The sequence below is a fragment of the Achromobacter spanius genome (assembly GCF_029637605.1).
In the GTDB taxonomy this organism is placed as follows: Bacteria; Pseudomonadota; Gammaproteobacteria; order Burkholderiales; family Burkholderiaceae_B; genus Achromobacter; species Achromobacter spanius_E.
This window is the reverse complement of the sequence record NZ_CP121261.1, coordinates 1,514,797-1,540,742: the sequence shown is the minus strand read 5'-3', so window position 1 is coordinate 1,540,742 and position 25,946 is coordinate 1,514,797. Positions and strand designations below refer to the sequence as shown.

Below are 25,946 nucleotides of genomic sequence, written 5' to 3'. Positions count from 1 at the left end.
ACTGATTTGTCTCGGAATTATTCTAAGGTCCCGAAAACCTGGGAGGCAATGCGATATCCATATTGTGGAAATGGATTTTCCAGCGAAGGCGGGAAGTTGCCCACGCGTCAAACGCCAAGCAAAAAAAAGCGCCCCGCGTAGGGGCGCCGATGCGAGGCATCCGCTGGCTAGTCTTCCCAGCCGCCGCCCAGCGCCAGGAAGACGGCGATCTGGTCGTTGCTGAGTTCGGCTTGCGAAGCCGCCAGCGCGCTTTCGTTGCTGGCCAGCGTGCGTTCGGCGTCCAGCACGGTCAGGTAGTCGGTCTTGCCGTACTGGAACAACCGCCGCGCTTGCGAGGCGGCTTCGGCGCTTTGGTCGCGGGCGGCGCGCAAGGCGGCGTCGCGATCCAGTTGCCGCGCGTAGACCACCAGCGCGCTTTCGGTTTCGCGCAGCGCATTCAACACGGTGGCGTCAAAGCGCGCCACGGCGGCTTTGGTGTTGGCTTCGGCCTCGGCAATGCGGGCCTGCACCGCGCCCGTGTTCGGAATCGTCCACGAGATCAACGGACCCACGCTCCAACTGAAGGTGCCCCGATCGCCCAACATGGCGGCGGGGCCGCCCGACGCGGCGGACAAACCCAGCGTGACCTTGGGGTACAGGTCGGCGGTGGCCACGCCGATGCGGGCTGTGGACGCGGCCAAGGTGCGCTCGGCCTGGCGGATGTCGGGGCGGCGGCGCAACAGCGCGGCGCCGTCGCCCACGGGAATGGTGCGGGTCAGGCGCGGCGCGGTGGCGCATTGCAGCAGCGACGCAGGTATGTCGTTGGGGGTCTGCCCCGTCAACGCGGCCAGGCGGTACAGCGCCGTGCGCTGCTGCGCCTGGAACGGCGGCAGGTTGGCCTGCAACTGTTCAAGCTGGCTGCGGGCGCGTGTGACGTCCAGCGTGGTGCCACGGCCGGCGCGTTGCAGGCGGCTGACAGCATCCAGCGATTCCTTCTGCACCTGCACCGAATGCTTGGCCGACGCCAACTGCATGCCCGCCGCGCACATCGTGGCGTAGGCGCGCGCGGTTTCGGCGGCGACGGTGACGCGGGTGGCGTCGTAGGCGGCTTGCGCGGCCTGGGCATCACCGCTGGCGGCTTCGATGGCGCGGCGTATCTGCCCGAACAAATCCAGTTGGTACGACACGCTGGCGCCGGTGGAATACGACCAGCGGCTAGGCGGGTTGACGCCCGGTTGCAGTTCCTGCAAGCCCGATACATGGCCGAAGGTGGGCGATGCGTTCACGCCGATGCTGGGTTGCTGCTGCGCCTGGGATTCCTGCACGGCGGCCTGCGCGCGTTCCAGGTTGGCGCTGGCCACGCGCAGATCGGTGTTGGCCGACAGGGCCTTGTCGATCAGGCTATCCAGCACCGGGTCGTTGTACAGGCGCCACCAGTGCCCGGCCACCGGCGCTTGCTGATACACGCCAGGCTGCGCTTCGATGAAGGCGCCTTGCGCGCTTGGCCGTTGCACAGCGGACCCGGCGGGCGTTTGATAGTCCGGGCCCACGGTGGTGCAGCCGGCCAGCGCCATCGCCACAGCCAACAGCGGGGGTAGAAAGTGCCGGGCGTTCATGCTGGGTCCACCGACACGGTGGCGGTCTGGCCGGCGACCAGGCGCACGCCGTCGGGCACGGCGTCGATCTTCACGCGCACCGGAATGCGTTGGGCAAGGCGCACCCAGTTGAAGGTGGGGTTCACGTTGGGCAGCAGATTGGCGCCCGTGCTGCGGTCGCGGTCGGCAATGCCCATGGCGATGCTTTCCACATGGCCGCGAATGTGGCGCGTATCGCCCATCAGCGTCACCGTGACGGGCGCGCCTTCGTGAATGCCGGGCAGCTTGGTTTCTTCAAAATAGCCTTCCACATAGAAGCTGCCGGCGTCGACCAACGCCATCACGCCGCGCCCGGCCGTGGCGTAGGAACCCGCGCGCAGATCCAGGTTGGTGATGCGGCCGTCGCTGGCGGCCACGACGCGGCTGCGCTCCAGGTTCAGGCGGGCGGTGTTCAGTTGCACTTGCGCCTGCGCCAGCGCGGCTTCGGTCTGCTGCACCTTGGTCTGGCTTTGTTCGACCGCTTCGGCGGCCACCAGTTGGCCCAGCGAACGGTTGCGCTTGGCGTCGCGCAGCGCCTGGTCGTGCGCCACTTGCTGCGATCGCACCGATGCCTGGGCCTGGTCGAAGGCCAACTGGAAGCGGGCGCGGTCGATTTCAAACAGCAGGTCGCCGGCCTTCACGTCCTGGTTGTCGTGCACGGGCACGCTCGTCACCAGGCCCGAGACATCGGGCGCCACCTGAACCACATAGGCCTTGACGCGGCCATCGCGCGTCCAGGGTTCAACTTCGTAGTGCACCCAAAGCTGCCAGCCGGCGTAAGCGGCGGCGGCGACGACGATGGCCGTCACCGCGAACTTGCCGATAGCAGCAGGGCGAAGGGCGTTGGGGAGTTTCATACCTATCTCTGTAAAAAATATGGGGAAATCAGGGATACGCCGTAAAGCAGCACCACGAACAGCGCCAGATCAAACAGCGCGGGGTGCCACACCAGGCGGTACAGGCCGACGCGCGCCAGCACGCGGCGCAATGCCCAGGCCACGCCGAGCGTGACGACGCCCAGTACCAGCAGCCAGGGGAAGTAAATGCCGTAAAGATTGAATTCACCGATCATGATGCGTGGCCCTCCATGGCGGGATGGGCGGGTTGGTAGTCGGGCGCGTCGGGGAAGAAGGCGCGGCGGATGCCCACCAGCGCCACCACCGCGCGGTCGCGGGCGGCCAGGCCTGGCGGCGTGGCGGCCACGCTGCACAGCGCGCGGTCGATCTGCGCCAGGAACTCGGGCGTTTTTTCTCCGACGCGCCACGCGGAGCGCGCGCGGAAGAACTGCGCCAGGCTGTTCAGCACGGGTTGGATCGTGGCGTCGGCCATCGGCAGATGACGGCGGGCGCGCTGCAATTCAGTAATGTCACGGCCCACGCGCAGGTCTTTCAATGCATCGGCGGCCACCAGATCGTCGGGCCGCTGGGCCAGCGCCAGGCGCGGCTGCAACAGGCCGATGCGATCCAGCATGCGGGCGGTGTAGGTGTGGCGCGAGGGCGCGCGCGGCGAGGCGGCCAGCGTCGCCAGTTCCTTCCAGTTGGCGGCCTGGATGCGGCGCGCGCTCCAGTCAACGCTGACGGTGCGGAACACGGCGGCAATGATGGCGGCGGTGGCCACGCCAATGCACTGCGCCACCTGGGTGTCGATGAACGACACGACGTTGGCGGTGTTGGTGTCTTGCAGCGCCATGGTGCCCAGAAAGCCGAACAGCATGGCCATGCCCTTGCCGGTGCTGGCGGGCCGCGCAATGAAAATGCCCAGCACGAAGGCAGTGGGCAGCATCGTCAGGGCCAGCATTTCAAAGGAATGGATGGCGGGCATGATGCCCAGCAGGTACAGGGCCGACAGCGGAATCGAATACACCGTGTACGTCAGGAACTGCATGATGCCCGGCACGGGGTTGTCTTGCGACGCAAAGAAGCAGCTGAAGATAGCGGCCATCAACGCGGCGGTGGCGCCGTTGCTCCAGGCCGTGCCGATCCAGAACGCGCAACACACCGAAATGGCCACGCCCGCGGCCAGCGCCGACAGCAGCGCCATGCCATGGTCGCGGTGCAGCGCGGTGTTGGGGTCGCGGGCAGCGTGGGCCTTGTGTGCCGACCCCCGGCGTGGCGCACCTGCGAGGCCGGCGTGAATCTCGCGGCGCAGCGCCAGGCATTCGTCATAGGTGTCGATCAGTTCGCGCAGCCGCGTCATCAGGCTGGCCAGCAGCGCGTCGCGCCAGGAGGAGTGGCTGTCGATGGCGGGCGTCAGCCGCGAGACGGCGGCGCGCAATTGCACGGCCGTGTCGTGCGAGGCCTGGGCGCCGGCATTGATCCATTCCGAAATATCGTTCAGCAGCGCGGACACGGGTTCGGGTAGCGGCTGGTCATTGGCCTGAAGTGCCCGCAGGCGGTCTTCCACGGCCGACACCGCCGGCGTCAATGCCGAAATCTGATCCTGCATGGCGCGCACGGCGCCGGACGTCCAGCGCAGGTTGCTGGTGTCGAACGGCACATGGGTGGACAAAAGCCGCAATTGGGTGATGTCGTTGGCCAGCACGCGGCGGTCGCGGTCGCGCTGTTCGGCGGTCTTGCCGCTAAGCGTGTCGTGCATCCAGTTGCGGGCGTCGCGCACGGCCTTGTCCAACTGCAGCGTCAAGGCAGGCGCCAGTCCACGCGGCAGCACAATGCTGTGGACCAGTGTGGCGCAGACGATCCCCAGGCTGATTTCCTCTACGCGGGCAAGCGCGGTGTCGAAGACCAGGGACGGGTCGGTCACGCTGGGAAAGCCGATCATGGCGGCGGTGTAGCCCGCCAGCATGAAGAGGTAGGAACGCGGCGTGCGATCCAGCACCGACATATACAGGCAGATGCCCACCCACAGCACCATGGCGGCGGTCATGATGACGGGAGAATTCGACAAGCGCGGTACCAGGTAGACCGTGGCGGCCGAGCCGGCAAAGGTGCCTACCAGCCGGTACAGCGCTTTGGAACGCACGGCGCCGGACCAGGGTTGCGCCACGACGTAGGCGGTGGTCATCGCCCAGAACGGACGCGGCAAACCCATGCTGTAGGCCAGATAAAGCGCCATGATGGCGCTTAGGTAGCTCTTGAGCGAAAAGAGGGTTTCGCGGACGTTGGGCAATTTCACGATGCGTTGTCCTGTTGCTGCTGGGGCTGCGCGTTGGCCGTGCCGCGCCCCAAGGACACATTCAAGGCGTCGAAGACGCGCAGGCAGGCTTGCAGATCGGTTTCGCTGACGCCGTTGAACAGGCGGCGGCGCAGTTCCACCAGCACGTCTTCAACCTGGGCGCGCAGGGCATGGCCGGCGTCGGTCAGGTGCAGGGTCTTGGCGCGGCGGTCATGCGCGTCTTCGCGGCGTTCCATCAGGCCGGCGGCGACGAGTTGATCAAGGACGCGAACCAGGGAGGGGCCTTCGACGCCCAGCGCCTCGGCCAACGCGCCTTGGCGTACGCCGTCGCCCAGGCGTCCGGCCAGGATGACGGGCCAGGCGGTGGCTTGCGATAAACCGTAGTCGGCCAGGGCTTTGTCAGCCGCCCCGCGATAGGCGCGCGACAGCACCATCAGGTGAGCGGTGGTGGCCATGAGTTGGGAGTCTGAAGGAGTGTGCATGAAATCGATTGTATCCTATCTATTAGCTTACTAATGATTGAATGTGTCGAATGGGTCGATAGGAATTTTTAATCGAATGGGTGTGGCGCGGGGGGCCGGCGAAGAAAACACCACTGCCGATCACGCGAACCCATCGCGCGACGGTGATTGAACGGTGGGATGGTTTATGCCAAGACGGTGATATTGCCGTCGACAGCAACGTTCGTAGGATGGGTGCAGCGCGCAAGATCCGTGGCAAGGACCCCTCCGTTGAGCGCGCGTAACCCATCGAACCACCGCCAAGATGTGGCCGGATTGTTTCGGGTTTCGGGGTTGATTGATGGGTTTCGCGCGAACGGCAGTTGGGTTCTTGTGCCTTTTCTTGCGCGCTGCACCCATCCTACGATGGTCGGCGATTCATCTCGCCGCCAACCCTCAGCCGTTGCAGTCCGCCCAGCAATTCGGGGTTTCATACAACCGCACGCGGGACAGGCGCAGGTCAGCGCCGTAGTGGCCGTGGTAGTGCGGCGCTAGCGTGTCGAACACGATCTTGGCCAGGTTTTCCGCCGTGGGAATGCGGTCCAGCACCACGGTCTTGTGATCGGGCAGGGTGTCCAAAAAACCGCGCACGGCGGCGTCGCCTTCGTACACCAGGAAAGCGTGATCCCAGACGTCCACGATGTGGGTCTTGGCGATGTGCTTGATCTCGGAAAAGTCCATCAACATGCCGTTGTCGGATTCGCCGGGGGCTTGCACCACGTCGCCCGTCAGGGTGATTTCAAGCACATAGCGGTGGCCATGCAGGTTGCGGCATTGGCTGCGGTGATCGGGGATACGGTGGCCGGCGTCGAATTCCAGCCTGCGGGTAACGGAAATCATCGCGCGGTCCGCCGCGCGTGGGGGGTCATCATGGAATGCCTATGTATTTATGGGTCTGCAAACTCAGCCGCCATTGCGGATGCTGCATACAGTACTGAACGGCACGCTCGGTGTTGGCCACGCGCGCGGGGCCGTCCATGGGTTGCAGGAAAAAGTGCTCGAAATCCAGGTGCGCGAAGGTCTCGGGCAAGGCGTTGAGTTGCGGGTAGACCAGCTTCAACTCGTCGCCGCGTTCGATGACGAGAGGCGCCGTGCCCTTGGGGCTGACGCAGATCCAGTCGATGCCGGCGGGTGCCTTGACGGTGCCATTGGTTTCGATGGCGACGGTGAAGCCGCGGGCGTGGATGGCGGTGAGCAGCGCCGCGTCCAGTTGCAACAGCGGTTCGCCGCCCGTGAAGACGACGTAGCGGTCTTGCGTGCCCGGTCCCCAGGTGGTGGCGATGGTGTCGGCCAAGAGGTCCGCCGTGGCGAACTTGCCGCCGCCTTCGCCATCGGTGCCGATGAAGTCGGTGTCGCAGAAGGTGCAGGCGGCGCTGGCGCGGTCGCTTTCGCGGCCGGTCCAGAGGTTACAGCCCGCAAACCGGCAAAATACCGCCGCGCGGCCTGCGTGGGCGCCTTCGCCTTGCAGGGTCTTGAAAATTTCTTTGGCGGAGTAGGTCATAAGGTTGCTGGCGGCCGGAGGCGCCGCGAAAATCGGGCAAAAGCGGATTATTTTACTTGGTATAGACTCCCGCCCTATGTTTCATGTCCAAGATTCCCTGTATATCGACGAACGCGACCTGACGTTCAGCATGATCCGCGCCCAGGGCGCGGGTGGCCAGAACGTCAACAAGGTGTCCAGCGCCGTTCATTTGCGCTTTGATGTGCGGGCTTCGCGTCTGCCTCCCGAAGTGCAGGACGCCGTGTGCGCCGTCAGCGATCACCGCATCTCGAAAGAGGGCGTTATCGTCATCAAGTCGCAGTCGTTTCGCAGCCAGGAGAAAAACCGGGCCGAAGCCATCGAACGGCTGGTGACCATGGTTCGCAACGCCATCCAGGTCGACAAGCCGCGCCGCGCCACGAAGCCCACGCGATCTTCCCAACGCCGCCGCGTGCAACGCAAAGTCCTGCATGGCGAGGTCAAGCGCCTGCGTGGCCGGGTGCAAGGCGACTAAGCAAAACCGCGTTGCCCGCAGGGGCATGACTATATATCGAATACTTTCGATTTAAGATTCGATAAATTGCGATATACCAATATGACTCGCTCCGCTTCCGCTTCGTCCTCCGATCAGACCGGCGCAGAACCCGGAATTGATACCGACGCCATCATCAAGGCGCTGGCCAATCCGGTGCGGCGTGACATCCTTGCATGGCTGAAGACGCCGCATGCGTATTTCGAGGAACGTCCGGGCCACTCCTTTGAACATGGGGTGTGCGCGGGCCACATCGATGACCGCTGCGGGCTGTCGCAGTCAACCGTGTCTTCGCACCTGGCCGTGTTGCAACGCGCGGGCCTGATTACGTCGACCAAGGTGGGGCAGTGGGTCTTTTTCCGTCGCAATGAAGCCGCGATTGCCGCGTTCCTGCGGCAGTTGAACCAGGATATGTAGTCAGCCGGCAGGCGTGTGCCCCCACACCGCACCACGCCACCTTGTACGCCGCTGCGCACCGCGCCCCATCGACCCGGGGCGGAAGGACTTTGCATGAGCACCCTGTTTGAACCCCTGTGCGTTGGCGCGCTGACGCTGCGCAACCGCATTGTCATGGCCCCCTTGACGCGCCAGCGCGCCAGCGAAGGCCGCGTCCCCAACGACTTGATGGTCGAGTACTACACCCAGCGCGCCGGCGCGGGCCTGATCTTGACCGAAGCCACCGCCGTGACGCCGCAAGGCGTGGGCTACGCCGACACCCCCGGCCTGTGGTCCACCGAACAAGTGAAGGGCTGGCGCAAAGTGACTGCGGCGGTACACGAAAAAGGCGGCCTGATCGCGGCCCAGCTTTGGCACGTGGGCCGCATTTCCGACCCCATCTTCCTGAACGGCGAACTGCCCGTTGCGCCCAGCGCCATCGCGGCCGGCGGCCATGTCAGCCATGTGCGCCCCAAGCGCGCCTACGTCACCCCGCGCGCGCTGGAAACGGCCGAGTTGCCCGGCGTGGTCGAGGCCTACCGCCATGGCGCGCAAATGGCCATGGAAGCGGGGTTCGACGGCGTAGAAGTGCACGCCGCCAACGGCTATCTGCTGGACCAGTTCCTGCAAGACAGCACCAACCAGCGCACCGACCAATACGGCGGATCGCTGGAAAACCGCGCTCGCCTGTTGCTGGAAGTGGTGGATGCGTGCGTGGCCGTCTGGGGCGCCGACCGCGTGGGCGTGCACCTGTCGCCGCGCGGCGATGCCCACACCATGGGTGATTCCGATCCGGCCGCCACCTTCCTGTATGTGGCCACCGAACTGGGCAAGCGCGGCATCGCGTTTATTTGCGTGCGCGAACATGAAGCCGAAGACAGCCTGGGCCCGCGCCTGAAGGCGGCTTTTGGCGGCGTCTACATCGGCAACGAAGGCTACACGCGCGAATCCGCCGAAGCGGCCATCAAGGCCGGCCGCGCCGACGCCGTGGCGTTTGGCGTTCCTTACATTGCCAACCCCGACCTGGAACGCCGGTTTGAATTGAACGCCGAGTTGAATACGCCGGTGCCGTCCACGTTCTACGCGCAGGGCGCAACGGGGTATACGGACTATCCGGCATTGGCGTAAGCCGCCCTAAAACACCGCGCGCATCGGGTAGGTGAACAAACCGAAGTGCGCGGCGTTCAGCCCCAAATGCGCCAGCACCGCCGCCGCCAGTCCGCCGTAGCGGTAAGCCACGCCATAGGCGGCGCCAGCGATGGCGGCCAGCAACATCCATTGCCAGCCGCCCGCGAAATGCGCCAGCCCGAACAGGATCGCGGCCACGCCCAGCGCGGCCCACGGACCCCAGGCATGATGCCGCCAGCGCGTGGTCAACTGCTGCTGCACATAGCCGCGAAACAACGCTTCTTCGGCCAGCGTCACTAGCAACGCATTGTTGATGAGCCAGATCCAGCCGGAGTCCGGCCACTTGGGCGCCCAGCCCACCACACCCAATGCCATGGCAATGCCCAGGCAGGCCAGCACCGCCATTCCACAAGCCAGCACGGCCGCCAGCAAAGTGCGGCGCGGGTCGGCGCCCGCCATGGGCGGCGCCAAGGCCAAGACCACCCAGAAGGCGACCAGCGGCTTGTCCAGGTTCAGGTACATGCCAAACGCCAGAGCGTCCGGGGTCAGCGGGGCGGGGGCGATCACCAGCGGGTTGTGAAAGCCTGGCAGCCAATGCAGGAAGAGCGCGCTGGCCAATAACAGGAACAAGGCGTGACCGGCCACGCGCGCCGCGTCGCCCGATCCCGGCCGCACCCAGGCCGCCGCCACGACCAGCAGCGCCGGCGCGGCAAACGCCACCGGATCAATCACCCCTTCAGCCCATGCCCAGCCCCATGCGACCGCCAACGGCGCCAGCGCCCAGCGCCGGGTGGCGGGCGGCCAAAGCAGGGCGGCGGCAAGAAACAGGGCGGGCCAGGGGCTGAGCAAGGTCATGAAGCAAGCGGGCGCTGAATTCGAAGCGCAAAGTGTAAGCGCGCATGCCTGTGCTTCCTATGTGAACCGCACTCCAAAGGTTGGATACCTATCCAATCTTTGGGCTGTTTTTCATGGCGAAGTACGACGGGTGTCTCAAGCTGGATGTCGTAAAGCGCTATCTATCACGACAGTGGCGTTGTCGAGGCGGCTTGAGTCTTCGACATAGAGCAATCGATGCAGCGTCCTGGGTGGCAAGCGACCAGCAGCGTGGTCGATCCGGGCTGCGGCTGCGGTCCAAGGGGAGCGGGCCATAAGCGCTGATGCAGCGCGAAAACGAGGTGGATGATTCGACAACGTCCGCGTTATTTCGCTAATTCCTTCCAAGCGGCATTCAAGTATTAGTAAAACTCAGATTTTGCTGACCGCTGCCCAATTAGTATTGTTGTTAACGATCTTTCACGACAGACTGCCCCTTCATTCAGTTTCCGTGAGATAGATCGCTCCGCGCACACGCTGCGGGCGCCGACCCGTTATGAATCCTCTTTGGCGCTGGCGTCTTATCGCAAGCCTGTTGGTGGCGGGAGCCTTACCGACCATACCTTTCGCTCTAGGCTTGCCCGAAGCGGCGGTGCTTCCCACCGAGATCGAACGCCGGCTGGAGCAAGCGCTGGACATTCAGCGCGCCCGCTCGGCAGAGCGTTCTGGCGTCATGTCCTCGCGCGCCGGGCCCAGTCAAGCCAAGCTGGACCTCCCGACCGAAACGCCTTGCTTCAGCCTTGGGCATTGCCATTACATAGGGCGCGCGGTGCTGGATATCGGAGCAGGCGTGCGTGGCACGCAGGCCGACCCCTACGTTACCGGGTACGCATGATGTCCAAGCTTCGTTCGATGATTGTCTGGTCCGTCGTTTTCTTGCAGGTCTGGTCGCCGGTGCTGGCGCAGACCTTGCCGATCACGGTGGACAAGAGCGTTGTCGGCGCGAAGCCTGCCGTGGGCGTCACCAACGGGGTGCCTGTCATCAACATCGCGCCGCCCTCGGCGGGCGGGGTGTCGAACAACCGCTACACGCAATTCAACGTGGGCCCGTCCGGCGCGGTGCTCAACAACAGCGGCGGCGCCAGCCAGACGCAGTTGGCCGGCCAGGTGGCGGGCAACATCATGTTGGGCAACCAGCGTGCCACCACCATCCTCAACCAGGTCACGGCGCCGAACCCGTCGCAATTGCTGGGCACCCTGGAGGTGGCCGGCAACCGGGCAAACATCATCGTCGCCAACCCCGCCGGCATCACCTGCAATGGCTGCGGCTTCTTGAATGCCGACCGCGCGACGTTGACGACCGGCCGGCCGCAGATCGGGGCCGATGGCCGTATCGGCTTTGACATTGCATCGGGCAAGCTTCGCGTTGAGGGCGACGGCTTGTACGGCGCCAACCTGAGCCAGGTGGATCTGCTTGCCCGCACGCTGGAAATCAATGCGGGCGTCTGGGCCGACAGGCTTAACGTCACGGCCGGCGCCGCGCGCGTCGACTACGGCACGGGTGCGGTGTCCGCCCAAGTCGGGCAAGGCGCCAAGCCCGACGTGGCGCTGGACACGGCCGCGCTCGGTGGTATGTACGCAAACAGCATCAGGCTGATTGGTACCGAGGCCGGCGTGGGCGTGAACATCGGTGGCAACCTGGTGGCGCTGACTGGCGACTTGCACGTTGACGCGGCGGGAGACCTGCGCATCACGCCCAGCGGCACCGCGCAGGCAGCGGGCGCGGTGCGCATGGCAAGCGGCCGGGATCTTGCCGTGCAGGGCACGGCGCAGGCCGCGGGCGCAACAACATTGATCGCGGGGCGCGATGCCAGCATCCAGGGCGCGGTGGGGGCCGGCGGGCCCTTAAGCGTGCGGGGCGGCAAGGATGTCACCGTCGGCGCGCAAGGCAGTCTGCGCACCCAGGGCGCGCTGGCCGTCGTCGCGGGCCGGGACTTGGCTCTGTCGGGCCATTTGTTGACGGCTGATCAGGACATCAAGGCGCTTGCCAGCCGCAATCTGAAGGTGGCGGGCGTGCAGGCTTCGGTGACGCAGCCCGGCGCGGGTACTGGCAACGGGGGCGTGGCCGGTAATGGCGGTGGCGCAGGGGGCGGCAGCGGAAACAGTGGCGGCACTGGCGGCAGCGCTGGAGACGGCAGTGGAAACAGTGGAAGTGGCGGCAGTGCTGGCGGCGCAGGAGGCAGTTCATCGGCAGCAAGCACGGCTGCCGGAACGCAGGCAGGCGGCGGATCGGTGTCGCCCGGCGTCGTCTCCGCCAAGGCAGGCGTCACGCTGGAAGCGGGACGCAACCTGGTGCTGCCGCGCCAGGTATACACGTCCGGCAACCTGCTGATGCAGGCTGGCGCGGACTTGGCTTCTGACGCCGGCGCGCATCTGCAATCGGCCCAGGGCTTGACGATGCGCGCGGGCGGTAACGCCAGTCTCGCCGGCGTGGCATTGACGGATGGCGCCCTGTCGATCGATGCGGGGCGCCATCTGCGCATGGATGGCAGCGCGCTGGCCTACGGTGGTGCGCTTGACCTGAACAGCGGAAGCGATCTGCGCTTGGGTCAGGCCAGCAAGGCGCAGGGCAAGCGCATCGTGGTGAACGCCGGTGGCGATGTGCGCACGGGCGGCGACATGGTGTCCGAGACTAGCGTCGACCTGAAGGCAGGCGGCAATGCCTTGTTGGCGGGCACCCTGAGCGGCAATCAAGGCGTGGACGTGCGGGCGGCGGGCACGCTGGGCGTTGTCGGTGCGGCGGATGCCGCGCGGGGCGCAGTGACGCTGGCGTCGGGCGGCGATCTGTCGATTGGTGCTGGCGGCAGTGTGCAGGCCGGCGGCCCGGTAGTGCTGCGCACGGAAGGTGCGTTGAACGCGGCCGGTACGGTGTCTTCCATGGCGGCGCTGAGTGCACAGGCCGCGCGTGACGCCAAGGTCGACGGCAAATTGTTGGCGGGTGGGTCTCTGTTGCTTCAGGCCGACGGCCAGGTGAAGGCGGGCGCGAATGCGCGGCTGCAATCAGAAGGGGCAATGACGCTGCTTGCCGGCAAAGACTTGTCCCTGGCGGGCGAGGCGCAAACCAATGCGGGTCTGATGCTGAATGCCGGGCGCGACCTGCGCATCGATGGCGCGGCGCACGCTTACGCGGGCGCGTTGGCGTTGACCGCGGGCAATACCTTGCAACTGGGCAAGGCCAGCCGCACCCAAGGCGACGGCGTGTCCGCGCAGGCAGGTGGCGATTTTATCGCTGACGGCGCGATGGCTTCGCGTGGAGATATGGTCTTGGCGGCGGGTCGCGACACCTTGGTCGGCGGCCAAGCGCAAGCGACGGGAAAACTGGATCTGCAAAGCGCGGGCAACGTCACCCTGGCCCAGGGCGCGCGCGTGGAGGCGGAACGCAGCGCGGACATCTTGGCGGGACAAGACATCCTGATTGCCGGCGCGCTGCGCAGCAACGAAGGCAACCGCATTGGAGCCAAGGGCGCATTGCGCCTGGACGGCGAAATCTCTGTCGCGCAAGGCGGGCTGGATATGCTGGCAGGCAAAGAACTGTCGGTCGGCAAGCAGGGCAAGGCAGTGGCGGGTGGCGCATTACAGGGCAAGAGCGGCGGCGCGTTGACGGTAGATGGGGCGTTGTCCAGCAAAGACGCGCAAACACTGACAGCTGCGCGCGACATCAACGTCGGTGGCCAACTGTTGTCCGGCGACAGGCTGTCACTAGCGCGCGGGCCAGGGCCTGGGCACCGAGCGCGAGCCGCGCGACTGCAATCGGCCAAGAACATGACGCTGAGCGCAGGGCAGGACGCCAAACTTGCGGGGTCGGCCGTGAGCGATGGCGCTATCGCGATCGACGCGGCGCGCGACTTGAATGTGGACGGATCAGCGCTGGCACATGGTGGCGCGCTGAATCTGAACAGCCGCAACGATCTGCGCTTGGGCGAAACCAGCCAAGTCCAAGGTTTGGGCGTTGCCGTTGCTGCGTCGCGTGACCTTTACACCAGCGGCGAAGTATCCGCTGTGGGCGCGGCGGTGCTGACAGCGGGCAATCGCGCGATGCTGGGCGGCAAGCTTGGCGCCGATGGGGACTTGACGCTGCGGGCGGCGGATGCGGCCTATGTCACCGGCACCTTCGAGGCGACCGGCAGCGCGGCCTTGTCGAGCGACAGCGATATCACGCTGGCGGGCAGCTTGCGCAGCAATCTTGGCGCACAGGTGAATGCGGCCAGCAAGCTGGACATCACCGGTGCGGCTGAAGCGGTGCGGGGGGCCTTGAACCTGGGTTCGGGCAGTGACCTGTCCATCGGCGCCCGCGGCCGTGTGCAGGCGGCCGGGCCGCTGGCGTTACGCACCGGGGGCGCGCTGAACGCGGCGGGAACGGTGTCGTCGTTGGCGGGGCTGACGGCACAAGCTGCACATGACGCCATAGTGGACGGCAAGCTGTTGGCGAGCGGCCCGCTGTCGCTCAAGGCGTTCGGAAAAATCGTGGCGAGCGCCGAGGCGCACCTGCAATCAGAAGCCACGATGACGCTACAGGCCGGCCAAGACTTGTTCTTGGCGGGCGAGGCGCAAGCCAACGCAGGCATCACGCTGGACGCCGGCGACGACCTGCGCATAGATGGCGCCGCGCGGGCCTATGACGGCGCACTGGCGCTGAACGCGGGCAAGGCGCTGCGGCTGGGCGAGTCCAGCCGTACGCAAGGCGAGGGCATCTCGGCAACGGCGGGCAGCGATCTCTACGCGGCAGGCACGATGGGGTCACGCGGCGGTATCGAACTGGCCGCGGGCCGTGATGCGCGCGTTGACAGCACCGCGCTGGCAAGCGGCGACGTGTCTCTCGTTGCCGCGCGCGATCTCAACATGAGCAAGGCGGCGCAGTGGGAAGCAGAAGGCGCGTCGCGGGCAGCAGCCGGTAACGCTATGCGCTTGTCCGGCGCGTGGCGCGGCAATGGCGATATGACGCTGGCCGCGGTGGGTGCGTTGACGGTGGACGGCGCACTGACCGCCAGCGTTGGCGGACTGGACCTGAGCGCGGGCGGTGACCTGTCCGTGGGCGCCTTGGCGCGCATGGCGGCAGCAGGACCCCTGCGGGCCAAGACCGATGGCGACCTGCACGTGGCGGGTACGGTCAGCTCGTTGAAGGCATTGACGTTGCAGGCCGCGCGCAATGCCAGCATCAGCAACCAGCTTTACGCCGCAGGCGCGCTGGACGTGCAAGCGGGTCAGTCCTTGACCACGGCAAGCGGTTCGCATCTGCAGTCCGACGGCGCGATGGCGCTGAACGCGGGCCAGGACCTGACCATTGCAGGCACGGCCTTGTCCGAGCGCGGCATGGCGCTGGCTGCCGTGCGCGACCTGCGCGTGGAGGGCAACGCGCTGGCCGAAGGTGGCACGCTGGACCTGAAGAGCGGCAACGATCTGCTGCTGGGCGTGGGCAGCCAGTTGCAAGGGATGAACGTCCAGGGGCAGTCGGGGCGCGATCTTGCGGTCCACGGCGTGCTGGTATCCAAAGGCGATGCGCTACTGCGCGCTGAGCGCGATGCCGGAGTTACCGGCAAGGTGGGCGTGGATGGCTCGCTGAATCTCAACGCGGGCAACAACATCAGGGTCGGTGCGGCCGGGCAGTTGGAGGCGTCCAAGAAGACGCAAATCCACGCTTTGGGCGACGCAACGGTCGCGGGCGCCGTGCGCGGCGACCGGGGCACGTCCATCCAGGCTGGCGGCGCGCTGGCCATGACGGGCACGGCGGCATCGGCCAAGGGGCCGTTGCAGTTGATTGCCGGACAAGACCTGACGCTGTCGTCTGACAGCCAGGCCTTTGCGGGCGGCGCCTTGCTGGCGCGCGCGGGCGCATCGCTGATGGCGGCGGGCACGATGTCGTCCCTTGCCGATCTGGTCCTGGATGCGGCCGCCAACATGACGGTGGCCGGGCAGACGCTGGCGACGGGAGCACTCAGTGCAAACGTGGGCGGCGTATTGACGGCGCGGGCGGACTCGCGCCTGCAGGCCGACGGCGCGATTGCTGTCAACGCGGACACCGCAACGCTTGCCGGCATGCTTGTTGCCGGACAATCGGCGCAGGTGCAGGTGCAAAACGACCTGACGGTCGAGGGCACCGTGCTGGCCGACAAGGACGCACTTGTCGCCAGCAGTGGCGGTGACATGACGCTGGGCGGCGCAAGCGCGCTGCAAGCCGGGGGAAAACTGGATGCACGGGCGGGCGGCAAGCTGCTTGCAGCGGGCAGTGTTTCCAGCGAAACGGACATCGTGCTGACGGCGGGCAAGGACGCTGAACTGACTGGTAAGACAGTCGCCAACGGAGCGCTCGCAATCGATGCCGGCAGAAATCTGGCGGTGGCTGAAAATGCGCTGGCCCAAGGCAGCGGCAAGTTGCTGATGAGCGCCGGCCAAGACCTGCGCATCGCCGGCACGGCCGGCACCGCAGAGGGCGCGGGCACTCGGGGAGCGGGCACTCAAGGAGCGGATACTCAGAGCGCGGGCACTCAGGGAGCGGGCACTCAGAGCGCCAGGAGCGCCAGTGCCGCCTCGGGCGGCACGCTACACGCGCAGGCCGGCCGCGATCTGTCCATCACGGATACGGGCATCGTCACCGCCGGCTCACCCATCGCCTTGAAGGCGACCCGCGACATCAACATCGACGGCATCGCGACCGCCCTGGCGGGTAGCTTGCAAGCCGACGCCGGCGCCAATCTGCAAGTGGGCGCCGCCGGCCGGATGCAAGCCTCTGACAACCTCGCTGCAAGCGCGGGCGCGGACCTGGATTCCGACGGCGCCATTGCTGCGGGCGGCGGCCTCACGCTGGCTGCGGGCGCAAGCGCCCGATTGGGCGGCGTGGTGGCAGCGTTGGGCGAGCGCGCGGCAGGCGATGCACTGATCACGGCGCAACACGATTTGACCGTCAAGCAAGGTGCACAGGTCCAGGCCGCGGGCACACTGACCGCGCGTGCCGGTCGCGACCTGAACGCCACGGGTGCCCTGAGTTCGGTGGCCGATATGGCATTGGCCGCCGCGCGTGACTTGCGCATAAACGGCACCGCCGCATCCGACGCCAACCTGACCTTGACCGGACGCGACCTGAGCGTTGCGGCAACCGGTCTTGCGCAAGCAGGCGGCACGCTTGCCGCCACCGCGCAAGGCGCCTTGCTTGCCGCAGGTCGCCTGTTGGCCGGGCAGTCGCAAGCGCTGATCGCTGGCACCGACTTGACGGTGGACGGCACGGTTGCCGCGCTGAACGGCAACCTGACGTTGACCTCGCAGCGGGGCGACCTGGCATTGGGCGCGGCATCAACCGTGCAGGCCAGCGGCACGCTGACGGCCAAGGCCGGCGCGGCACTGCGCACGCAGGGTTCGCTGGCAGCGGGCCAGGGCATGGCGTTGCGTGCAGGCACCGATGCCACGCTCGGCGGCATCGCCGCCACCCAGGCGGGCGACCTGACGGCTCGCGCGGCGGGTGACCTGGCCGTCGCGGCCGAGGGCCGTCTTCAATCAAACCGAGGCCTGGATTTGCAGGCGGGTGGTGCGCTGGCCAACGCTGGCGTGGTTTCCGCCCAGGAAGACGCTAGCGTGCGCGCGGGCAAGACCTTGCTGAACCCGGGTTCGGTCCTGGCGGGAGGCGATCTGCTCGCCACCACGCCGGGGTTGCTGAGCAACGCCGGCCGTCTCGTGGCAGGCGTGGATGGTGACGGCGCGCTCAAGCAGCCGGGCAGCCTGACGCTTGCGGCCGGCACCATCGTCCACCCCGGCACCAGCCTTGCGGGCAAGGACCTGAGCCTTACCGCTGGCGGCCTGGACCTGACGCACGGCACGCTCTCGGCCGTGGGCAACGTCAAGCTAGGCACGCCAGGCGACATCGACACACGCCACGCCGTCGTACAAGGCGGCGGCTTGGACATCTCGGCCGCCAATCTGCGCAATCAGGCAGGCAAACTCACCTCGACGGGCGACGCCCGTCTGGCTCTAAGCGGCGAACTCAACAACGCCGAAGGGCTGATCGCCGCGGCGGGTGACATGCGAGTCGATGCCGCAACGGTCATCAACCGCGCGGGCACGCTGGCGGGCGGCAATCTTGTCATCAACGCCAGCGGCGCGGTGGATAACCACAGTGGCTTGATCCAGGCCGATAACGCCTTGACGCTGACCTCGGCCACGCTGGACAACAGCGCGACGCTGGGGGCAGCAAAGTCGGCACCCCAGGGCGTGTTGGGCAAAGTGGTCACCATCGTGGCGGACCGCGTCAACAACCAGGGCGGCTCCATCCAGGCGGGCCACAACCTGACCCTGACCACCCGCGAACTCGACAACCAGGGCGGCGAGGTAGCCGCCCAAGGCAACGCCCACATCGTGGCGGATACGCTGAAGAACGGCCAGGGCAAGCTGCTGGGCGGCAACAGCCTCACAGTCATCGCGCACGTGCTGCATGGCTTGGGCGCGCTGCAATCCGCGGGCGACCTGAGCTTTCACTATGCGGGCGCGCTGAACCAGCCGGGCGACCTGTCCAGTGGCCGCGACATGAACCTGTCCGTGGGTGGCGCGCTGGACAACAGCGCAACCATCAGCGCCGGGCGCGACCTGAACATCAAGGCGAACTCGCTCACCAACCACGCCACCGGTCAGCTTCTGGCGGGCGGCGCCAATACCATCACCGTCGCGCACGGCCTGATCAACGCCGGCCTGATCGATGGCGCGGTCACGCGCATCAACGCGGGCAGCGTGGATAATCTGGCCCGCATCTACGGCGACAAGGTCGCGATCCTGGCCCATACGCTGGTGAACCGCGCCGGTACGGGTGGCGGTGCCGTCATCGCGTCTCGGGGCGCCATGGATTTGGGCGTGGCTACGCTGGTGAATCGCGCGCAAGCGCTGATCTATGCCGGGGCAGACCTCGCCATCGGCGGGGAGCTGGATGCCGGCGGCAATGCCGTGGGTCAGGCGGCGTCTCTGTTGAACTCCGGCGCCACCATCGAAGCGGCGGGCAACGCCCGTATCTCGGCGGCGTCGCTGCACAACCATAACGCCAACTACGCCAGCCAGACCGTGCAGGTGTCGTCCCAGGCCAAGGTGTACTTCACCCCGGCCGGCAGCACGGATATGTACGACGCCGAGACAAACTGGCTGTGCGACGAAGTCACGCCGATGTGCAGCAAGGACCCGGCGTGGCTAAACGACGACCCCGAACGCATGTTCCTGCTGCCGTCGGCCAAATATCCGCAGGCGCGGTATGGCCCGCCGTTCGACTACACGCCGGGCGGAAAGCGCAAGGCGCGCGTGAGTTCGCCTATAGCCCCGACTTATACCCCCGCCAATAGCGGTTGTAGCGGCGGAGACGCGGGCGGTCCCTGCTGGGACGAGCCGGAAAAATTCCTCTATGCCTCGGACGCCCGCATATGGGCCGTCTTCGGCGTTACCCCGCCCACGGGCACGCTTCCGATTTGGGTTCCTCCTGCATCCCCGTGCATTGGCAACCGCCCGGCCTGCGTGGCGGAAGCCGCGCGCCGCAAAGCCTATGAAGCGGCCTATGCCGCGTACAAAACACCGCACCTGGAACTGAACGCCCGCATTCGCGAATTCAACGCTGATTTCAACAACCGCCTGGTCGGCTCGCTGACCTATTACCAGGTCAACGAAACGGTCACCGAGACCCGCACGCTGTCGTCGGACCCGGGCAAGATCCTGTCGGGCGGCGCCATGACGCTGGCTGGCACGGTCACTAACGACAAAAGCCAGATCGCCGCCGGCGGCGCGCTGAGTGTGGCGGGCCCGGCCATCCATAACGTTGGCGCCAGCGGTCAGCGCACCATCACGCGCGAGGGCAGGGCCACGCTTTCGCAGCCGCGCTCCAGTTATCGCTATGAAACCTCGGTTCCGTACACCGCCAAGCTGGCGGCGCAGGGCATTGAACTGCCCGTCGGGACCTCGGGCGGATACACCAACGTCACGCTAGGCGGATCGGCGCCCGGCCCCACCGGTGTCGGCACACCGGGCCCCGTGTTGGTCGCCAGCCTGGACCTGCCCGGCGGCACGGTCGTGCGCACCGTCTCCAACCCGGCCAGCATTCCAGACAGCCAGCTTTTTGCGGTAAACCAGCGGCCCGACGCGCCTTACCTCGTTGCGACCGACCCGCGCTTCATCGGCCAACGGCCGACCGTGTCCAGCGACTATCTGTTCGAGCTGTTGCGCCAGCCGGGCGCGCTGCCGGATACCTCCATCGCAGGTGGAGCAGGCGCGGGCGGCGGGCTCACCGGCCCGCGCGTCGACCAACCCGCCGACGCAAGCCTGGTCCAAGCCGCCATCAGCGCCGGCACCGTCACGCCGCAAGCGGCGGCAGGCCCCGCTGTGGGCGCCGGCTCCGGCGGGGACGCGCAACGGCTGGACGCCCCAGCGGCCTCTTCGGTACATGGCGCTGCCCTGGGCAGCGGCAGCACCATCGCCGGCCACGACGTGCAAGGCGGCAAGACGCTGTCCAGCGCGCGGCTGGCAGGTTGGGACACCCTGGTGCCCAAGGGCGCCAGGTTCCTGACGCCATCGGGTCAACCCAAGCGTTTGGGTGACGGCTTCTACGAGCAAAAACTCGTATCCGACCAGATCCTGGCCACCACCGGCCAGCGCTTCCTGGAACGCTTTGGCGACAACGACAGCCAGTACAAGGCCTTGCTGGCCGCGGGCGCGCAATTCGCTCGAGACCACAACGTGCAGGTGGGCGTGGCGTTGACCGACGCGCAACAACGCCAGCTCAAGACCGATCTGGTCTGGCTGGTGGCGCAGACGGTCACCCTGCCCGACGGCAGTGCCGAGACGGTGCTGGTGCCCAAGGTCTACCTGCTGGTCCGCAAGAACGACTTGAAAGGCGACGGCACCTTGATGGCCGGGCGCGACGTCAAGCTCGTCGCCGATGGCAATATCGACAACAGCGGCACGATCGGCGCGCGCCATGCCACCGTCATGAGCGCGTCCAACATCGTCAACCAGGCCGGCGGCCTGGTCCAGGGCGCCACCGTGGATCTTTCCGCGCGCACCAACCTGACCAACCTCGCCTCGCGGATCTTGGGTGATGCCGTCACGCTGAAGGCGGGGCGCGACATCGCCTTGACCTCGACGGCGGCGTCCGAGAACTTCGGCAGCACCTGGGGTTCGCACGTCACGGGCGTGGCCCGCGTGGACGCGGGTGACCTGAACATGCGAGCCGGTCGCGACATCAACCTGACCGCCGCGCAAGTCAACGCCGAGCGCAACGCCGGGTTGCAAGCCGGCCGCGACATCAATCTGGCCACCCTGACGGAACGCCACGACGAGTCGATCGTCATCAACAAGAAAAACCGCCACGACCTGAGCACCAGCAAAGAGATCGGTTCGTCGATTGCCGCAGGCGGCAACCTGACGCTGATCGCGGGGCAAGACGTGAACGCGCGTGCGGCTGATGTCACCGCCGACAAAAAGTTGGCCGTGGGCGCCGGTCGCGACATCAATCTGACGGCCGGCGTGGAGTCCGGTTCGGCGTACGACGAACTTCACTATAAAAAGCGCGGTTTCTTGTCGTCGAAGACCACGCACATCATCAATTCGACGGATTGGGAGCAGGCCAAGGGTTCGACTTTCACTGGCGATAAGGTCGTATTTCAGGCTGGCCGGGACGTTTCGCTGAATGCGTCGCAGGCCCTTGCCAGCGGAGATCTTATCGTCGATGCCGGCCGCGACTTGTCGGTGACGGCCGGCACGAACACTTACGCGGAAAGCAATTACAAGCGCGTGAAGAAAAGCGGCATTTCCGCCAGAGGTCTGGGGATCTCGTACAAAAGCAGCGATGCTCGATCGCTGCAGACCGTCGATGGCATGACGCAGAGCGACGCACGTAGTCTTCTGGGTACCACGGGCGGCGACGTCATCATGACGGCGGGACGAAACGTACTGATCGCGGGCAGCGATGTGGTCGCGGGCAAGGCCTCGGGCGATACCGCCGGCAATACGGGCAACATCGATATCCAGGCCCAGAACGTCGCCATCGTGGCGGGCCGCGACGTCGAAAACACCCACAGCGAATACTCGCTGAAGGAAAGCAGCTTTGGCGTGTCCGCCGTCAGCACGCTGATGGATACCTTCAAAAACCTGGCCACTGCCAGCACCACCAAAGCCAAGGCGCAAGAGCTTGCCCACAGCGGGGCCACAATGCCCGGTGTGTCGTTCTCGCACAGCGGCAGCAAGAGCAGCGGCTCGTTCGATTCGTCTAGCCTGGTCAGCAGTGGCTCGTCGCTTAGCGCCGTGGGCGATGTCATGATCCGTGCCACCGGCAACGGCTCGCGCGATGCCTCGGGCCGTGCACGGGATGGCGACGTCCTGATTTCCGGGTCCAGCCTGCGCGCCCAGGGCGGTGTCGTGCTGGACGCCCAGCGCAGTATCTCCGTTGTCGGCTCCGACAACCGTCAGACCAAGACCAGCGAGGAGTCGAGCAAGAGCACCAGCTTCGAGTTGGGCGGCATGAGCCTGGGCGACATCGGACGGGCAATCGATGGCGGCCCGAACTCCAGTGGGGTCAAGATGTTCCCCTACGGCGGCGAATCGGCGAAGTCCAATGAGCTGTCCTCGGGCACGGGGCAGACGTCCTCGCTTATCACTGGCAATAGCGTCCACCTGAACAGCCGCGATGGCGATATCCGTATCGCCGGCTCGGCTATCGACGCCATCGACAACGTGGGCCTCTTGGCCAATCGCGGATCGATCACCGTCGATACGGGCAACGCGACGCGCGATCAAGGCAGAAGCTACAGCAACAAGACGGTGGGCGATCTGGGGCGCGAAGGCAGCGGCTTCAGTGTTGGAGTTCGCAGCAGCAGCGGCAGCCTGGATGAGCGCAGCAGCACGCCAAGCGCGGCTGGCAGCACCGTCACCAGCCATCTGGGCGACGTTTCTATTGTCGCCAAGGAAGATGTGCTTGTGCGCGGTAGCGGCATCCGCGCGGGCCGAGACGTCCTGATGGGCGGGCAGGCGGTCACGATCGACGGCAGCTTCGACACCAGCGTGTATCGCCAGTTTCAGGAGACCAGCCAGGTCGGCGTCACCGTCAGCGCCAGCAATCCTGTTGTCAGCGCCGTGCAAAGCACCAACCGCATGCGCGAGGCGGCGCAAGAGACCAACAATGGCCGCCTGCAGGCAATCGCTGCGGTCGCGGCGGGGCTGGCTGCCAAGAACGCCTACGATGCGGTGGCTAAAGATCCCTCGAAGGTCGGCGGCATCAACATCAACGTCGATGTCGGCGCCAGCAGCGCCAGCCAGACCCGCAGTGGGCAAAGCAGCACAGCAAGCGGCGCGGCCATCGCGGCCGGCCGCGACCTGACGATCATCGCGGCGGGCAAGGCAGATCAATCCAACATCGTCGTGGCGGGCTCCGACCTGGCCGCGGGCCGCAACATCCTGCTGAACGCACAGGGCGACATCCTACTTACCGCCCAGCAGAATACCGCCAGCCAGAAGACTGACGGCAAGAGCAGCAACGCCAGTGTCGGGGTGGGTTTTTCGATCGGTGGAACCCAGAACGGCGTCAGCATCAACCTGGCGGCAGGCGGTAGCAAGAACAAAGGCGATGGCCGGGATACGAAGTGGAACAACACCCATGTCCAGGCCGGCGGCAACCTGACCATGAACTCCGGCGGCGACACGGTCTTGCGCGGCGCGCAAGCCAGCGCCGACCGGATTATGGCGACGGTAGGCGGCAACCTTGTTGTCGAAAGCCTGCAGGACATCAGCCACTACGCCGCGCGCGACCGCAGCGTGGGCGTGCAGGTAAGCCTGTGCATACCGCCCCTGTGCTACGGCGCCAGTTCGGTCAGCGGCAACTACGGCCACAGCAAGATCAACAGCCAGTACGCCAGCGTCACGGAGCAGACGGGCCTGTGGGCAGGCGACGGTGGCTTCCAGATTGATGTGGCGAAGAATACCGGACTGATGGGTGGCGTCATTGCCAGCAGCGACAAGGCGGTTGCCGATGGCAAGAACGTCCTGACCACCGGCACCCTGACTAGCCGCGACGTCGAAAACCGCGCCAGCTACGAAGGGCAATCCATTCAGTTGGGCGGGGGCGTGAGCTTCGGCGGCGGCAAGGATGACGGTAAAAGCGGCGGGAAGGACGGCGACAAGGACCAGAGCAACATCGGCACCGACGGCAAGGGGGAGGTCGCAGGCGGAAGCAAGGCGACGCCGAACTCGAAGCTGGCCAGCGCTAACGGCATCAGCATGGGCTTGCCCGTCGTCATGGGCGCCAGCGGCCAGTCCAACTCCACCACGCTCAGTGGTATCAGCGGCGGAACGGTCGTCATTCGCGACGAGGCGGGGCAGAAGGCGCAGACAGGGCAGACGGCGGCCGAGGTGATCGCCGGACTGAACCGCGACACCAAGGATACGTTGAACAGCCTTGATCCGATTTTTAACGAGAAGGAGATTCGGGCCGGCTTCGAGATCGTGGGGGAAGCTGGCCGGCAGGTGGGGCAGTTTTTGGTGAATCGGGCGCGGGAGATCGAGGCCTTAAAAGCGCGAGCCAAGGATGAGACATTGTCCCAGGCTGAGCGTGCCCAGGCCGCTGCCGCTGCGGAGAAGCTGGATAGTGAGTGGGGTCCTTCGGGTTCGTACCGCCGCATCGTGAGCGCGATTTCAGCGGCTGCAGCCGGTAATGTGACCGGCAGTGCTGGTGGCTTCGTCCAGGCGGCCGCAGTGAATTATCTACAGGGCTTAGGGGCGTCGCGAGTTAAGAAGCTCGCCGATTCCTTGGGTGATGGAGCTGATTCGGAGGCTGCGCGCGCCCTTCTGCATGGAGTTGTGGGGTGCGCTGGTGCGGCGGCGAGCGGCGGCAATTGTTCGGCCGGTGCTTTGGGCGCTGCAGCGAGTTCTGTCCTTGCCAAGCTGATAGGAATGGCTGCGGGGGACGACCTATCCGCAGAGGAGCGTGAAGCGCGAGGCAATTTGGTCGCCAGTGTTGTGGCCGGCATGTCCGAAATAATTTCGGTGGATGCCACCACTAGCACCATCGCGGCTGTCACGGAGCTGACCAATAACGCCCTCACCTTGTCTGAGTTGAAGCGATTCGCAGCAGAAGCATCCACTTGCGAAGCACTTGGCAATTGCGACGAAGTCCAGGAGAAGTACCGAAAACTCAGCATCGAAAACCAAGAAACCATGATCGCCGTGTGTGCGGCAGACCCGAACCTCTGCCGGGAACGCTATGGTGAATTTGTCGAGCAAGTGACGGAGTATCGTGAGGAACTAGATAAGTTAACTGGCACGAATCTTCCTGCGGCCCTCAAGAATGATGTTGCCATATACTTTTTGCAGCATGCGGAAGCAGTCAGTTTGGCGCTCCATACCGAAATCGCCGCCGATCTGCAAAAAAGATATGGTGTGAGTACAGAGACGGCTGCAAGGCTAGTGGCGGCTGCGAGTGCGGTGGCTGGATCGATAAAGGGTGCAAAAGGATCAGGTGCCCTTGCCAATGCAGAGAGAGGGGCACTATTAAAAGCAAATTTCGCTCAAAATAAAATTAAATCTGACCGATCCTTCAGTGAGGATGGGCAAAGGCTATACTCACAGTTGGCTGGCAAACCGATCAAGACAGTTGATGACCTGGCCGATGCTTTGAGAGACGGGAAAGTTAAGCCGAATCAGCTTCCCGTTGATTATGTTGATATAAATGGGACTCGCCTTATTTTAAATACGCGAACTTCTACCGCGCTTGAGCAGGCTGCTATCCCTAGAAGTGAGTGGTTTGGGCGAAATCAGACAGGTGTTGAGGCTTATCCAGGTAAGACATTCAATGATTTGGCAACAGATCAGTTAAAAAATAACAAATTGCCGCCGACAGGCGCAGAGCAACTAAAGTCGGTGCGTCCATGAAAATACGTCAGCCAAAATTAATACTAGATCCATATGAGTGGCTGCCAGGTTATGGTGAGTCAAGAGTGTCTTTTCGCTCCGTGGGCTCGGACGTGATACTTGAGATTGAGTATGAGAAGGAGATTGTGGTTAATGGCGAAGAGGTCGCACTTGCTTTAAGACGGGAGATTGTGTTCAGGTCTGTGCGATGCTTTATTCGGGAGCCATTCCCGGGAGGCGCTATTTTTGAGTTTGATGGTGATCCAAACGATTTTAGGTTGGGAAATTTGACCGAGTTTATAGATTCCGAATTGGTAAGAGAGAATTCGAAGGCATGGCGTTCCGTGTCGAGTCACGACCCGGCGAAGTTGAGGCATTTCAGTATACAGTTTTTGTCAGAAAAT

Annotated in this window: 13 protein-coding genes; 5 read left to right on the top strand and 8 right to left on the bottom strand. The window is 65.3% G+C overall.

Annotation, left to right across the window (positions count from 1 at the left end; all coding sequences use genetic code 11):
* Positions 1 to 167 precede the first annotated feature (167 nt).
* From P8T11_RS06720 to queE, 7 genes are all read right to left on the bottom strand, one after another.
* The gene (locus tag P8T11_RS06720; RefSeq protein WP_268077679.1) at positions 168 to 1,595 is read right to left on the bottom strand and encodes an efflux transporter outer membrane subunit; all 1,428 of its coding nucleotides are present in this window, start codon (positions 1,593 to 1,595) and stop codon (positions 168 to 170) included.
* Entirely contained in the window at positions 1,592 to 2,470 is an 879-nt protein-coding gene (locus P8T11_RS06715; protein WP_268077680.1) for an efflux RND transporter periplasmic adaptor subunit, read from the bottom strand. Before P8T11_RS06715 ends, P8T11_RS06720 begins: the two co-directional genes overlap by 4 nt.
* Before the next feature lie 2 nt (positions 2,471 to 2,472).
* Complete coding sequence (locus P8T11_RS06710) at positions 2,473 to 2,685, bottom strand: DUF1656 domain-containing protein (RefSeq protein WP_006219803.1); 213 nt, start codon at positions 2,683 to 2,685, stop codon at positions 2,473 to 2,475.
* Entirely contained in the window at positions 2,682 to 4,745 is a 2,064-nt protein-coding gene (locus P8T11_RS06705) for an FUSC family protein (protein ID WP_268077681.1), read from the bottom strand. The genes P8T11_RS06710 and P8T11_RS06705 overlap by 4 nt, the downstream gene beginning before the upstream one ends.
* Positions 4,742 to 5,227 (bottom strand): MarR family winged helix-turn-helix transcriptional regulator, encoded by a 486-nt coding sequence (locus tag P8T11_RS06700; protein WP_268077682.1) that lies wholly within the window; start codon positions 5,225 to 5,227, stop codon positions 4,742 to 4,744. Before P8T11_RS06700 ends, P8T11_RS06705 begins: the two co-directional genes overlap by 4 nt.
* Positions 5,228 to 5,641: 414 nt before the next feature.
* Entirely contained in the window at positions 5,642 to 6,085 is a 444-nt protein-coding gene (gene queD / locus P8T11_RS06695) for a 6-carboxytetrahydropterin synthase QueD (RefSeq protein WP_050446995.1), read from the bottom strand.
* Positions 6,086 to 6,113: 28 nt separating this feature from the next.
* Entirely contained in the window at positions 6,114 to 6,746 is a 633-nt protein-coding gene (queE, locus tag P8T11_RS06690; RefSeq protein WP_268077683.1) for a 7-carboxy-7-deazaguanine synthase, read from the bottom strand.
* Between the two features lie 76 nt (positions 6,747 to 6,822).
* On the opposite strand from queE, the gene arfB reads away from it, so the two are divergent.
* The 3 genes from arfB to P8T11_RS06675 all read left to right on the top strand — a co-directional run bounded on the left by arfB (position 6,823) and on the right by P8T11_RS06675 (position 8,820).
* Positions 6,823 to 7,239 (top strand): alternative ribosome rescue aminoacyl-tRNA hydrolase ArfB, encoded by a 417-nt coding sequence (arfB, locus tag P8T11_RS06685; RefSeq protein WP_268077684.1) that lies wholly within the window; start codon positions 6,823 to 6,825, stop codon positions 7,237 to 7,239.
* Between the two features lie 81 nt (positions 7,240 to 7,320).
* Positions 7,321 to 7,674, top strand: coding sequence for an ArsR/SmtB family transcription factor (locus tag P8T11_RS06680; RefSeq protein ID WP_264616226.1), 354 nt, complete (start codon positions 7,321 to 7,323; stop codon positions 7,672 to 7,674).
* Between the two features lie 93 nt (positions 7,675 to 7,767).
* A complete protein-coding gene (locus P8T11_RS06675; RefSeq protein ID WP_268077685.1) occupies positions 7,768 to 8,820 on the top strand; it encodes an alkene reductase in 1,053 nt (350 codons plus the stop codon).
* A 6-nt stretch (positions 8,821 to 8,826) separates the two neighbouring features.
* On the opposite strand, the gene P8T11_RS06670 is transcribed toward P8T11_RS06675, so the two are convergent.
* Entirely contained in the window at positions 8,827 to 9,675 is an 849-nt protein-coding gene (locus tag P8T11_RS06670) for a CPBP family intramembrane glutamic endopeptidase (protein ID WP_268077686.1), read from the bottom strand.
* Between the two features lie 514 nt (positions 9,676 to 10,189).
* Here P8T11_RS06670 and P8T11_RS06665 point away from each other — a divergent pair.
* Together P8T11_RS06665 and P8T11_RS06660 are read left to right on the top strand one after the other, a co-directional pair.
* Positions 10,190 to 10,528 carry a hypothetical protein gene (locus P8T11_RS06665; protein WP_268077687.1) on the top strand — a complete coding sequence of 113 codons (339 nt, stop codon included), beginning with the start codon at positions 10,190 to 10,192 and terminating at the stop codon, positions 10,526 to 10,528.
* The gene (locus P8T11_RS06660; RefSeq protein ID WP_278072165.1) at positions 10,525 to 25,563 is read left to right on the top strand and encodes a hemagglutinin repeat-containing protein; all 15,039 of its coding nucleotides are present in this window, start codon (positions 10,525 to 10,527) and stop codon (positions 25,561 to 25,563) included. Before P8T11_RS06665 ends, P8T11_RS06660 begins: the two co-directional genes overlap by 4 nt.
* Positions 25,564 to 25,946 lie beyond the last annotated feature (383 nt).

What these genes read in the sequence shown, in the direction of transcription:
- P8T11_RS06720 (WP_268077679.1), bottom strand. Translation starts at nt 1,595, where the DNA reads ATGAACGCCCGGCACTTTCTACCCCCGCTGTTGGCTGTGGCGATGGCG.
- P8T11_RS06715 (WP_268077680.1), bottom strand. Translation starts at nt 2,470, where the DNA reads ATGAAACTCCCCAACGCCCTTCGCCCTGCTGCTATCGGCAAGTTCGCG.
- P8T11_RS06710 (WP_006219803.1), bottom strand. Translation starts at nt 2,685, where the DNA reads ATGATCGGTGAATTCAATCTTTACGGCATTTACTTCCCCTGGCTGCTG.
- P8T11_RS06700 (WP_268077682.1), bottom strand. Translation starts at nt 5,227, where the DNA reads ATGCACACTCCTTCAGACTCCCAACTCATGGCCACCACCGCTCACCTG.
- queD (WP_050446995.1), bottom strand. Translation starts at nt 6,085, where the DNA reads ATGATTTCCGTTACCCGCAGGCTGGAATTCGACGCCGGCCACCGTATC.
- queE (WP_268077683.1), bottom strand. Translation starts at nt 6,746, where the DNA reads ATGACCTACTCCGCCAAAGAAATTTTCAAGACCCTGCAAGGCGAAGGC.
- arfB (WP_268077684.1), top strand. Translation starts at nt 6,823, where the DNA reads ATGTTTCATGTCCAAGATTCCCTGTATATCGACGAACGCGACCTGACG.
- P8T11_RS06680 (WP_264616226.1), top strand. Translation starts at nt 7,321, where the DNA reads ATGACTCGCTCCGCTTCCGCTTCGTCCTCCGATCAGACCGGCGCAGAA.
- P8T11_RS06675 (WP_268077685.1), top strand. Translation starts at nt 7,768, where the DNA reads ATGAGCACCCTGTTTGAACCCCTGTGCGTTGGCGCGCTGACGCTGCGC.
- P8T11_RS06670 (WP_268077686.1), bottom strand. Translation starts at nt 9,675, where the DNA reads ATGACCTTGCTCAGCCCCTGGCCCGCCCTGTTTCTTGCCGCCGCCCTG.
- P8T11_RS06665 (WP_268077687.1), top strand. Translation starts at nt 10,190, where the DNA reads ATGAATCCTCTTTGGCGCTGGCGTCTTATCGCAAGCCTGTTGGTGGCG.
- P8T11_RS06660 (WP_278072165.1), top strand. Translation starts at nt 10,525, where the DNA reads ATGATGTCCAAGCTTCGTTCGATGATTGTCTGGTCCGTCGTTTTCTTG.